An 11,864-nucleotide genomic window follows, 5' to 3' on the forward strand; every position below is an offset into this window, starting at 1 on the left:
GGCGGGCTCCTCAGGATGAGGACGGAGTGTACGGCAGCAGTTCAACAGGCACCGATGCCGCCTAGCCTCATCCTGAGGAGACCGCGAAGCGGTCGTCTCGAAGGACGAGGCGCGCGCTCAGGCGGCGTCGCGCTGGGACGGTTTGACCGGCGCGTCGAATAAAATGCGTTCGATGGGGTGCGGGCGGCCGAACAGATAGCCTTGCGCGAAATTGACGCCGAGCGCCTTCAGCCGCTCGTACTCCTCGCGGGTCTCGACGCCTTCGGCGGTGACCGACATGTCCAGCCCGCGCGCCAGCGTCACGATCGAGGAGATGATGGCGGAGCTACGCGGCTGATGCGTGAGGTTGCGGATGAACGATTTGTCGATCTTGATCTTGTCGAACGGGAACGCGGTCAGATAGCTGAGCGACGAATAGCCGGTGCCGAAATCGTCCAGTGCGAGCGCGATGCCGATGCTCTTCAGCCGCTCCATGAAGGCATGGTTCTCGACGCCACGTTCCAGCAGCACGGATTCCGTGATCTCGATCTCCAGCCGCTGCGGCGGCAACCCGGAATCCGCGAGCGCCGCGCTGATCATCTCGAACAGCTCGGCCTCCTTGAACTGGATCGGCGACAGGTTGACGGCGACCGCGAGGTCGGACGGCCAGCCGGCCGCGTCCGCGCAGGCGCGCCGCAACACGAACTCGCCGAGCGGCACGATCAGCCCGGTCTCCTCCGCAAGCGGGATGAACTGGTCCGGCGCAATCAAGCCGCGCGTCGGATGCCGCCAGCGCACCAACGCCTCGAAGCCGCGCCGCGCGCCGCTGAGGGCGTCGACAAACGGCTGGTAGTGCACCTCGAGCTGGCATCGCGCGATGGCGTCGCGCAGATCGCCTTCCAGCGTGCTGCGCGCCTCGAGCTCGGCCGACATCGCCTTGTCGTAGATGGTGAAGCAGTTGCGGCCCGACGATTTCGAGCGGTAGAGCGCAAGGTCGGCCTTCTTCAGCAGCTGCTCCTGATCGCTGCCGTGATCGGGCGCGATCGCAATGCCAATGCTGGTGCCGATCTCGACGCGGTGTCCGGGAAGAAGGAACGGCTCGGCCACGAGCTTGGCGATCCGCCCCGCCAGCTCGGTTGAGCAGACGCGCTGATCCTCGCAAGCTTCCTGGATGACGGCGAATTCGTCGCCGCCGAGCCGGGCCAGCACGTCGCTGGGGCGCAGCGCCGATTTCAGCCGCTGTGCGACCTGACGCAGCAGCACATCGCCGGCACCGTGACCGAGCGAGTCGTTGACGTTCTTGAAGCGGTCGAGGTCGAGCATCAGGATCGAGAAGGTCGGACCGCCGTCCTTCAAACGGCCATTGAGCTCGTCGAGCCGGGCAAGGAAGAAGGCGCGGTTCGGCAATCCGGTCAGGATGTCGGTCTGGGCGAGTTCGAGCACCCGCCGGTTCGCCAGCGACAGCCGCTGCGAATTGCGGCTTGCGAGCACGAGATAGGTCGAAAGCGACAGCGTCAGCAGCATGCCGACGATCAGCACCGCGCCCGCGCGATCGTAGGTCGTCTCCAGCGGACCGCCGGCAGCCGGAACCGCCCGCACCTGCCAATCCATGTCGCCGATCTTGAGATTGCCCGACCAGTGCAGGGCGCGCGCGACGTCCCGCATCGACTGCGGCGCCGTTGGGGCCGACGAATAATCCGGCAGCATGTCCTCCAGGCCGACGATCTGCCCCGTAAACGGCGGATAGACGTTCACGCTGACCGCGGGGCTTGCCCCGGTCGTCACGCGAATGGACTGAATCAGCAGCGGCAGGTCGAAGACGCCGACGACGAAGCCGGCGAGATTGCGGCGCCGGTCCACGACCGTGTCGCGCGACGTTCCCTTGGCGTAGACGGGAATGGCGACGAGTACGTCGGGCAACCGGCCGCCCGCCTTCGGCTCGTAGAGGCGGGTGCGAATGGCCGAGACGCGGTCGGTGTCGCGCGCGCGCTCGAGGACCGCGCGGCGCTCCGGAACGGTCGCGTAGTCCATGCCGTAGACCGGAGACGTCTTCGGCTGGGTCGAGTAGAGCACCGGAAAATATTCGTCGGTCTGCGGCGCGGTCGCGAACGCATCGCCCTGGAGCGACTTGATGCGATAGCCGGACACGCCATCCGTGATTGCCGCGGCCTCGTATTCGGCGCGCTCCTTGCGGTTCACGCGCGGGACCCAGGAGATGCGCAGCATGCCGGGATGGCGCTCGAACAGGCGGGCGCTGAAGGTCTCGAATTCGCTGCGGGTGATCTCCTGGTTGGTCGATTCGAACAGCGTGCGCAGCGCGACGAGCCTGGAGATGTACTCGCTCATGCCGTTCTGCATGACGATCACTTCGGTCTCGGCCGCGTTCTCGAACTCGATCTTGTTGACGCGGCCTTCCCATCGCGCCACGGCGGCCGCAGCCACCACCGAGAACAAAAGACCGATTCCGACCGCAACGAGCGCAGGACGATAGAGCCCGAGCAGCGGCGCGGCACGCCACCATCCGGTCATACGCCTCCGATCCTGATCGTTCTGATCCCGACCGCCCATTCCAGAAACCGCCGTCCCCTCTTCCCGATCGACCGAACCTCTGGTTGAGCCGCCGGAGCCACTATCGGAACAGGACCGCGGTTAAGAACTGCACAATTTCAGAACACGGCTGTTCCGCATGACCCGCCTTAGTTAATGAAATGCAGGATGATGCGGACTTTGTCGCAATAAGTTGCCGGTTTTCCCCGGAGTAGTACGGAGCAGCCGATACATCGCCGATTCATCCTGCGGAGATAGCTTTCCCGAAACCACTCCCCGCACCCGGCAAGACTTTTCCTGATGTATCGATCTCGATCTGCGACATGCCTCGTCACGACCGTCGTCTTCCTGGCAGCAACCATGCTCCCGGCGAAAGCCGACGAGATCGGCGTCAGCGAGGATGCGATCCTGTTCGGCCAGGCCGCAGCGCTCGAAGGTCCCTCCTCCGCACTCGGGCAGCGGATGCGGCAGGGCATCGTCGCAGCCTTCACCGAGGTCAACGCCAAGGGCGGCGTCCACGGCCGCAAGCTCCAGCTCATCAGCCGCGACGACGGCTACGATCCGGACCGCTCGGCGGCGCAGACGCTGCGGCTGATCGAGGAGGACAAGGTGTTCGCGTTGATCGGCGCGGTGGGCACGCCGACCGCGGTGGCGACCATACCGATCACCAGCGCGAGGAACGTGCCCTTCATCGGTCCGTTCAGCGGCGCTGAATTCTTGCGCGACCTCGAGCTTGCGAACGTGGTCAACATCCGTGCGAGCTATGGCGCCGAGGCCGAGGCATGGGTCAAGCACCTCACGGAGGATCGCCATTTCACCCGCATCGCCATTTTCTACCAGGACGATTCCTTCGGGCGCGACGGTCTTTCCGGCGTGAAGCGCGCGCTTGCCAAACGCGGCCTCGAGCTCGCCGCCGAAGGCACCTTCGAGCGCAACACCCGCGCGGTCGCTTCGGCCTGGCGCACGATCAAGCGCGTCGAACCCGAGGCAATCGTCATGGTCGGGACCTACGGTCCCTGCGCGGAGTTCATCAAGCTCGCGCACCGCAGCGGCGCTCGTCCGACCTTCGTCAACATCTCCTTCGTCGGGGCCGTGGCGCTCGCCCGGGAGCTCGGCCCCGAGGGCGAAGGCGTCGTCGTCTCTCAGGTCGTGCCGTTTCCCTGGGACCGCTCGCTCAAGCTGGTCGCCGACTACCAGGCGGCGCAGACGGCGTTCGACCCGGCGCTGACGCCGAATTTCGTGTCGCTCGAAGGCTATATCGCCGGCCGTCTCGCGGCCGCGGCGCTGGAACAAGCCGGACCGCAACCGACGCGCGCGGGCCTGCTGCGCGCCATCAACGATGTCGGCCGCTTCGACATCAGCGGCAGCACCATCACGGTCGGCATGCGCATGCTCGACGCGCCACCAAAAGTGTTTTTGACGGTGATCCAGAAGGACGGGACGTTCAAAGCGGTGGACCGGCTGTAGAGCCGGATCACGGCCGGCGCGTCCAGCGCTCGGCGTTGACGGCGCCTTGCGGGATCTCGCCTTTGACGATCGCTTCGACCTGGCGCACGGTTTCCAGCGACTGATATTCGATCGCCTGCGGCGTCAGTCCGCCGACATGGGGCGTGGCGATGACGTTGGGAAGCTTCGCGAGCTCAGGACTTGGCATCTGGTCGGGCGCGCGGCCGACATCCATCGCGGCACCCGCAATACGATTCTCGAGCAGCGCCTTCGCCAGCGCCGCTTCGTCGACGAGATTGCCGCGGGAGAGATTGATGAAGACCGCATGCTTCTGCATGCGCGCCAGCGCCGCCTGGCCGATCAGATTTTCGGTCTGCTCATTGGCGATGGCAAGGCAGAGGACATAGTCGGACGCGGCGAGGAGCTCGTCGAGACTGACCTGCCGGATGGCGCTGTCGCTCACGGCCGCAAACGGATCTGCGACCAGCACCTCCATGCGCATCACCTTGGCGATGTCGGCGAGGTAACGCCCGATGCTGCCATAGCCGATGATGCCGATCTTGCTGCCGGCGAGCTGACGGCCCATCCGCGCTTCCGGCTCGCGGCCGGCGTGGTAGTCGGCCGTCGCCCGGGACACGCCGCGGGAAAGATCGACCATGAAGCCGAGCGCGAGCTCGGCGACCGCCTGCACGAAGCCGGGCCCGGCGCGGGTCACGAGCACGCCGGCGTTCGAGGCGGCCTCGACATCGACATTGCGGATGTCGACGGCGCAACGCACGAAGGCGCGCAGACGCGGCAGTTGCGCAAAGATCTCGCCGCGTCCCTCGGTCATGCGATCGGCCACGATGATGTCGACATCTTGCGCAGCGCGCACGAGGCTGGCTGAGACCAGCGTCTCTTCGCTCTCGTGCAGGATCACCTCGGCGGCCGCGCGCAAACCGTTCAGGCTGCGATCACCGTAGTAATTGCGGCGCATCTCCGGCGTGTGGGCCAGCAGGACTTTCACGGCAACACTCCCTCAGTAGCCGAACGCGCGAGGCAATGCCGTGCTGAGCCATGGCACGAACGCGATCACGAGCAGGCAAAGGAACAACAGGCCGAGATAGCCCATGATCGGTTTCACAGTCTGCTCGATCGGCACGTTGCCGATCAGGCAGGCGCCGTAGAGCCCGAGCCCGAGCGGCGGCGCGAACAGGCCGATGCCCATCGCGATCACGAGCACCACGCCGAAATGCAGGGGATCGATGCCGAGTTGCACGGCCACCGGCAGCAGCAACGGCCCGAAGATGATCAGCGCGGCCGCGCCCTCCAGCACCGAGCCCATCACGATCAGCACGCCGATCGCGAGCAGGATGAACAGCCAGGTGCCGCTGGTCTTGGACAATCCCAGCATGAAATCGCCGACCGCATGCGGCACCTGCTGCAGGGTCAGCGTGAACGCCAGCGATTGCGCCGCGGCAACGATGAACAGCACGAGCCCCGCGCGCGTCGCCCCCTGCACAAAACTGTGCGCGGCCGATGTAAAGCTGAGCTCGCGGAACACGACACTGCCGACGACGAGCGCATAGGCCACCGCGAAGGCGGATATCTCGGTCGCGGTGGCAAAGCCGCTCTTGAAGCCGAAGAAGATCATGAAGATCAGGCCGAACGAGGCGATCGCGCCGCTCCACAGGCCCGACACCGGCATCTGCGGCGCGACCTCCTCGGCATCAGCCGCAGTCTCAGCCGGAGTCTTGCCGAAGATGATCGAGACGGCGATCAAGGCCAGCGCCATCAGCGCCGCCGGCAACAGCCCTGCGACGAACAGGCCGCCGATCGACAGGTTCGCGACGAAGCCCAGGATGATCAAATTGATGCATGGCGGAATGGTCTCCGCCATCACGGCGGAGGCCGCGAGCAGCGCCACCGCGCCGCCCGGATTCTGCTTGGAGCGGCGCGCCGCCGGAATCAGCACGGAGCCGACCGCCGCGACGTCAGCCATCTTCGAACCGGAGATGCCGGAGAACAGCACCATCGAGGCCACCATCACGACGTTCAAACCGCCGCGCATGCGCCCGACCCCGCGCTGCAACAGCTCAATCAGCCGCACCGACATGCCGTTGGCTTCCATGAGGTAGCCGACGAGAATGAAGAAGGGAATCGCGAGCAGCACGAAATTGTCGATGCCGCGCGCCATCTGCTGGGCGAAGATCACGCCGGGCAGCGCGCCCTCGACCCAGATGAAGATCAGCGCGGCCAGCGCCAGCGCAAAGCCGATCGGCAACCCGCCGACCAACGTCGCGAAGAAACCGATCAGCATCAGCGTGCCCGCCGAGGGCACCGTGGCGGGCGACAGATAATCCCAGGCGAGATAGAGGCCGGTCACGACGGCAACCGCAACGAGACCTCTGACGATATCGGGAAGCGGCCTGGCGCAGAGCTGGTCGATCGCAAACACCGTCATGAACAGCGCGCCGGCGCCCATCGGGTAGAAGGTCAGCTCCAGCGGCAGGCCCGACCCGGTGGTCTGCCCCGCCGTCAGCGAGCCGAGCTTGATGGCATTGTAGGCGACATAGGCCGAAATCAGCACCACCAGCAATGCACTGGCCGCATCGACCAGCGCGCGCAGCCGGACTGGCGCCAGGTCGCGGAAGAAGGAGACGCCGACATTCTCGCCGCGCGCGAGCGCGCTCGCCGCGCCGAAGAAGGCCGAGCCGACCATCAGGCCGCGCGCCACGTCATCGGACCACTCCACCGGCGCGTTGAAGCAGAAGCGCAGCACCACGGAACCGCAGACGACGACCAGATCCGCGGCCAGCAAAACGGCCGCGATTGCGTCGCTGACGCGAAGCAGCAGGGCGATGCTCCCGTGGCGGCCGCCCGAGAGAGGTACGGCAGCTGTCATTGCCACGTCAGGCCTGCGTGGCGCGGATGATGTCAATGACGGCCTTGGAGTCCGGCCGCGCCTTGATGAAGTTCTCGATTTGCGGCGCGACGCGCTTCTTGAACGCCTCGCGGTCGCATTCGGCCACCGTCACGCCCTTTTCGGTCAGAGCCGACAGCGCCTCCTTCTCGACGGCGAGCCCGTGGGTCCGCGTGTCGGCCGCGGCCTTCTTCGCGGCATCGAGAAAACCCTCGCGCAGCTTCGGATCCATGCGGTTGTAGGTCGCGTCGCTGAAATAGATCGCGAGCGGCGAGAAATTGTGCTGCGTGAGTGCATAGAATTTCGCCGTTTCGAAGAACTTGCTGGCCAGGATGGTCGGCGGATCGTGCTCCAGCCCGTCCAGCACGCCGGCCTGCAATGCCGTGTAGATTTCGCCGAACGCCAGCGGCGTCGCGGCGGCTCCCATCAGGCGCAGGCATTCCGTGATGACGGGATTTGGCAGCGTGCGGATCTTGAGACCGGCGAGATCTTCCGGCGTCTTCACCGGCTTCCGCGCCAGCACGCTGCGCGAGCCGAAATTATAGGCCCAGGCGATGATGCGGATGTTGCTGCCCTTGAGCAGCGCGTCCTCGATCGGCTTGGCGGCGCCCGAATCGAACGCTTTGGTCTGCTGCGGGAAGCTCGAGAACAGGAAGCCGAGATCGAAGGTCCCGACCAGCGGCACCAGGTTGGCCGAGATCGACGAGCCCGACACCATGAGGTCGATGACGCCGAGCTTCACCGAGTTGATGACATCGATTTCCTGACCCAACTGGTTGTCGGGAAAGAACGCGACCTCGACCTGCTCACCGAGGCCGTTCGCCTTCAGGCTCTTCACGAGATTGTCGTAATAGACGCGGCCGTTGGCGAATTTGGGATCGTTCGGCAGCGAGGAGGAGCATTTCAGCTTCAACGTCGCGGCTTCGGCGCGGCCGATGAGTGCGGGGGAAAACACGAGGCCGGCGGCAAGTCCCGTCGACGACTTGATGAACGCGCGACGGTTCACGGGCACGATGGACATGGTGCGGTCTCTCCCCGATTATTGTTTTTCGCGCCGCGGACGTTGCCGCAGCCCGTTGCGCGGACTGTATGGCCAAAGCGACGGCGCAGGCAAGACTTGCGGCCGGCCGTTGCAAAGCGGCATGTCGCGAAGATCGACGACTTCAGCGCGCGGCGAAACAACCGTGTTTTTTGCGGGATTCTCGCCCAGACCTGCATCGGGCCGATTGTGCGCGAGGATGCTTTCGCGCGACATCGGCGATCAATCCAATTGGCGCATGGATCAATGCGCGATTCACATGGATAGCTCCAGAACGATGCCGCACCAGCTCTGGCAGACCCCCTGCCCCTTTTTGCCGCAGCTCAACGTGATCCAGTGCACAGACGGACGCATGGCGGCCACCTAGAAAAGGTGACATTATCGCGCGCATTGCCGATGGAGGTGACACCATGCGCCGTCCAATTCTTCGCAGTTTGTTTCTAGCATCCGGTCTTCTCGCGCTTACGCAATTGACGATTCCGACGGAGGCCGCGGCCGAAGCGCGGCTCGCACTCGTGATCGGTCAATCGGCCTATCGCACCGTGCCGGAACTGCCCAACGCGGCCAACGACGCCAAGGGCATGACGGAACTGCTCGGCAATGCCGGCTTCACCGTCACCACGGCATCCAATCTGGCGCAGAACGATATGCGTCAGGCGATCTCGGATTTCGCCGGCAAGGTCAGCGCCAGCGGCGCCGACACCGTCGCGCTGGTGTTCTACGCCGGCCACGGCCTCCAGATCGACGGCGAGAACTATCTCGTTCCCGTCGATCTCGACCCCAAGCGCGAAGCCGACATTCCGCTGCAGGGTGTGCGGCTCAACGACCTGCTCAACACGCTCGGCGCGCTGCCGACACGAGCCCGCATCTTCATGCTCGATGCCTGCCGCAACAATCCGTTCCCGGCGCTGAGCGGCGCCGGACACGGGCTTGCGATCGTCGACACCAAGGCCGGCGCGCCGGGCTCCTTCATTTCCTATTCGACCTCGCCGGGCTCCGAAGCCGAGGATGGCTCCGGCATCGACAGTCCCTACACCACCGCGGCGCTGACCGTCGCCAAGCAGCCCAATCTGCCGATCGAGGAAGTGTTCAAGCGCATTCGCGTCGCCGTGGCGCAATCGACCGACGGACGCCAGATCCCCTGGGAAAGCTCGTCGCTGACGACCGACTTTAAGTTCTTCGGGGGCGACAGCAGCGCTCAGACTGCGGTTCCTGGCGCATCCTCCATGGCACTTGCGGGCGGCACGCGCAGCCTCGAGGACTGGCGCAAGGATTTGCAGGGCAAGCCGGCCATGGTCGCCTATGAGATGGTGATCACCGACGACACCGTGCCTGCGTATCAGGCCTATATCGAGTTGTATGCTCAGGATACACGTACGCCGCGGCTGCGCACGATCATGGAACGCCAGCGCCAGATGCTGGCGTGGGAGCGCGCCACCGCGATCAACACCCGCGCCTCGTTCGAGGCGTATCTGGCGAACTGGGACAACAGCGACCTGGCTGCGACCGCACGCAGGCTGCTGCTCCGCGTGCAGAACCGCAACTATGTCTTGCCTGCCGCGGTCGCGGCCGCTCCCGCCCCGGTCGCCGTCGCGATGGCGCCGACCTGCCCGTGCTCGACACCCACAACGCCGGCCTCGCCGGTCAACCCGACAATCGCGCCCGTGATCAAGAAGCGCGTCGACGACACGCCGCCGAAGCGCAAGGTGGTCGACACGCCGCCCAGGCAGCGCCGGCCGCCGCCTGATGAGGTGATCTACGAGCGCGCGCCGCCACCGGATCGCGGCCCGCCGCCTGGCGCCATCATGCAAGGCATCGGTGTCGGGATCGGGATTGGCATGGGAATGGGTGGCGGCCGCGGCGGCGACTATCACAACGACCGCGGCCGGTACTGAGGCTTTCGCCCACGTCGAGAGAGATGTCCGCGAGCCCATGGCTTGCGGACATTTCTGTTGATGCGGCTCCCGTGCCCCGGACGCAGCGCAGCGCTCTTCGGCGGTGCGCTGCAGAGCCGGGGCCCATGCAACAGCGCAATGTGCAGCATCCTGGGGCCCGGCTCTGCGCAGCAACGCTACGCGCTGCAGCGCGTCCGGGACACGGGAGAGTTGCGGATATCCGCCATCCGCCGCCTTCCGATCCGGAAATGCTGTAGTCTGATCGTTCGACGTTCGACGCAGGCCTTCCGGGGACTTCAGCACGATGCCGCACGACTCTCGCGCCCGAAGCGCATGGCCGCTATTCCGCTCGCTTGCGTCCTATTCGCTACCTGGCGACCTCATGGCCGGCCTGACGCTCGCGGCGATCGCAATTCCCGAGCAGATGGCGACCGCACGGCTCGGCGGCTTCGCGCCGCAGATCGGCTTCTTCGCCTTCATGGCGGGGTCGCTCGGCTTTGCGATGCTCGGCGGCAACCGCTTCCTGTCCTGCGGCGCCGATTCCACGATCACGCCGATCTTCGCCGGCGGTCTGGCGGCGCTGGCCGCCGCCGGCTCACCTGAGTATCAGGGGCTCGCGATCGCGCTGGCACTGATGGTCGGCGCGATGATGCTGGCCGGAGGCGCCTTCCGCCTTGGCGGCATCGCCAATCTCTTGTCCGTGCCCGTCATGGTCGGCTTCCTCGCCGGCATCTCCGTCCACATCATCGTCTCGCAATTGCCGGGCGTGCTGGGTCTGGGCTCGCCGACCGGGCCGACGCTCGATCGCATCGGTGTGCTCGCAAGCGAGCTCGGCCGCAGCAATCCCTTCACGCTGTGCATCGGCTTCGGTGTGCTGGCCGTGGTCTTCGTCGCCGAGAAGGTCAGCGCAAAAATCCCGGGCGCGCTGATCGGGCTCGTCGCCGCGACCCTGGCCACGATCGTGCTCGGCCTCGAGAGCAAGGGCGTCAATGTCGTAGGCGCCGTGCCGGGAACGCTGCCACGGCCGACCTTCCCCGAGCTTGCACCGGAGCAATGGATCCGCCTCGTGCCGCTCGCGTTCGTGATCACGGTCGTGGTGATGGTGCAGACTGCGGCGACGACGCGCTCGTTCCCGTCCGATCCCGACAAGCCGGCCGATGTCGATCGCGACTTTCTCGGTGCGGGTGCCGGCAGCGTACTGTCGGGCCTGTTCGGCGCGTTTCCGGTCAATGCCAGCCCGCCGCGGACGGGCATCGTCGCCGAGACCGGCGGACAATCGCAACTCGCGGGCCTCGCCGCGGCTGCAATCATGCTGGCGCTGCTCGCGTTTGGAACGGGATTGCTGCAGCACGTTCCGGACGCAGCCCTCGGCGGCATCCTGCTGTTCGTCGCCCTGCGCATCATCCGCGTGAAGCAGATCGTCACGATCTTTCGCCAATCCCCGAGCGAATTCCTGCTGATCGCTGCCACCGCCGCGCTGATCGTCGTGCTGCCGATCCAGCAGGGTGCGTTCCTCGGCATCATGCTGTCGCTGCTGCACGGCATCTGGAGCACGACGCGCGCGCGGCTGGTCGAGTTCGAGCGCGTGCCGGGCACCACAATCTGGTGGCCGGCGCATCCTCACATCGCCGGCGAGCGGATCGCCGGCGTCGCCGTAATCGGACTGCAGGCGCCGCTGTCCTTCCTCAACGCGCCCGGCTTTCGCAGCGACGTGACCAAGGTGCTCGGCACGACGCCCCCGCAGCTGCTGGTGCTGGAGGCGAGCGGCATGGTCGAGATCGACTTCACCGCCGCGCAGATCCTGCTCGACGTGTTCAGGGCATGCAGCGAACAGGGCGTCACGGTCGCGTTGGCCCGGCTGGAATCAGTGCGCGCGCAGGACGCGTTCGAGCGGTTCAAACTGTTCGAGGCGCTGCCCCGGCAGAACGTCTTCCACAGCGTCGACGAGGCCGTGCGCAAGCTGGTGAGATAGTCCTGCTCCGCACTCGATCCTCATCCTGAGAGGGTGAGAATCTTTCGTCTAAACGGGCATTTGCCGTAGCCGCTTTGCTATGAT

The 11,864-nt window shown here is 65.9% G+C and carries 8 protein-coding genes; 3 read left to right on the forward strand and 5 right to left on the reverse strand.

The features are described from left to right. Positions 1-117: 117 nt before the first annotated feature. Positions 118-2,508, reverse strand: coding sequence for an EAL domain-containing protein (locus tag BRA471DRAFT_RS27860; protein ID WP_007613423.1), 2,391 nt, complete (start codon positions 2,506-2,508; stop codon positions 118-120). A 318-nt stretch (positions 2,509-2,826) separates the two neighbouring features. Between BRA471DRAFT_RS27860 and BRA471DRAFT_RS27865 the strand changes: the two genes are divergently transcribed. After that, positions 2,827-3,993 (forward strand): ABC transporter substrate-binding protein, encoded by a 1,167-nt coding sequence (locus tag BRA471DRAFT_RS27865; RefSeq protein ID WP_007613425.1) that lies wholly within the window; start codon positions 2,827-2,829, stop codon positions 3,991-3,993. A gap of 7 nt (positions 3,994-4,000) precedes the next feature. Here the strand turns inward: BRA471DRAFT_RS27865 and BRA471DRAFT_RS27870 are convergent, their stop codons facing one another. The 4 genes from BRA471DRAFT_RS27870 to BRA471DRAFT_RS27885 are packed head-to-tail and all read right to left on the reverse strand — an operon-like array spanning position 4,001 to position 8,129. Beyond that, complete coding sequence (locus BRA471DRAFT_RS27870) at positions 4,001-4,978, reverse strand: hydroxyacid dehydrogenase (protein ID WP_007613426.1); 978 nt, start codon at positions 4,976-4,978, stop codon at positions 4,001-4,003. A gap of 12 nt (positions 4,979-4,990) precedes the next feature. Then, the gene (locus BRA471DRAFT_RS27875; RefSeq protein ID WP_007613439.1) at positions 4,991-6,856 is read right to left on the reverse strand and encodes a TRAP transporter large permease subunit; all 1,866 of its coding nucleotides are present in this window, start codon (positions 6,854-6,856) and stop codon (positions 4,991-4,993) included. A gap of 7 nt (positions 6,857-6,863) precedes the next feature. Further along, positions 6,864-7,895 (reverse strand): TRAP transporter substrate-binding protein, encoded by a 1,032-nt coding sequence (locus BRA471DRAFT_RS27880; protein WP_007613440.1) that lies wholly within the window; start codon positions 7,893-7,895, stop codon positions 6,864-6,866. A gap of 18 nt (positions 7,896-7,913) precedes the next feature. Further along, positions 7,914-8,129 carry a hypothetical protein gene (locus tag BRA471DRAFT_RS27885; protein ID WP_035974343.1) on the reverse strand — a complete coding sequence of 72 codons (216 nt, stop codon included), beginning with the start codon at positions 8,127-8,129 and terminating at the stop codon, positions 7,914-7,916. 194 nt (positions 8,130-8,323) lie between these two features. Here BRA471DRAFT_RS27885 and BRA471DRAFT_RS27890 point away from each other — a divergent pair, with 194 nt between their 5' ends. Both BRA471DRAFT_RS27890 and BRA471DRAFT_RS27895 read left to right on the forward strand, forming a co-directional pair. Continuing rightward, on the forward strand, positions 8,324-9,808 hold the full coding sequence (locus BRA471DRAFT_RS27890; RefSeq protein ID WP_007613442.1) for a caspase family protein: 1,485 nt from the start codon (positions 8,324-8,326) through the stop codon (positions 9,806-9,808). Positions 9,809-10,112: 304 nt separating this feature from the next. Further along, positions 10,113-11,780, forward strand: a complete 1,668-nt coding sequence (locus tag BRA471DRAFT_RS27895) for a SulP family inorganic anion transporter (RefSeq protein WP_007613443.1) — start codon at positions 10,113-10,115, stop codon at positions 11,778-11,780. The last annotated feature ends 84 nt before the right edge of the window (positions 11,781-11,864 follow it).

The sequence above is a fragment of the Bradyrhizobium sp. WSM471 genome (assembly GCF_000244915.1).
Classification (GTDB): Bacteria; Pseudomonadota; Alphaproteobacteria; order Rhizobiales; family Xanthobacteraceae; genus Bradyrhizobium.

Excerpts from the sequence above, each read along its gene's own strand:
- BRA471DRAFT_RS27860 (WP_007613423.1), bottom strand. The coding sequence starts at position 2,508 with ATGACCGGATGGTGGCGTGCCGCGCCGCTGCTCGGGCTCTATCGTCCT.
- BRA471DRAFT_RS27865 (WP_007613425.1), top strand. The coding sequence starts at position 2,827 with ATGTATCGATCTCGATCTGCGACATGCCTCGTCACGACCGTCGTCTTC.
- BRA471DRAFT_RS27875 (WP_007613439.1), bottom strand. The coding sequence starts at position 6,856 with ATGACAGCTGCCGTACCTCTCTCGGGCGGCCGCCACGGGAGCATCGCC.
- BRA471DRAFT_RS27880 (WP_007613440.1), bottom strand. The coding sequence starts at position 7,895 with ATGTCCATCGTGCCCGTGAACCGTCGCGCGTTCATCAAGTCGTCGACG.
- BRA471DRAFT_RS27885 (WP_035974343.1), bottom strand. The coding sequence starts at position 8,129 with ATGTCGCGCGAAAGCATCCTCGCGCACAATCGGCCCGATGCAGGTCTG.
- BRA471DRAFT_RS27890 (WP_007613442.1), top strand. The coding sequence starts at position 8,324 with ATGCGCCGTCCAATTCTTCGCAGTTTGTTTCTAGCATCCGGTCTTCTC.
- BRA471DRAFT_RS27895 (WP_007613443.1), top strand. The coding sequence starts at position 10,113 with ATGCCGCACGACTCTCGCGCCCGAAGCGCATGGCCGCTATTCCGCTCG.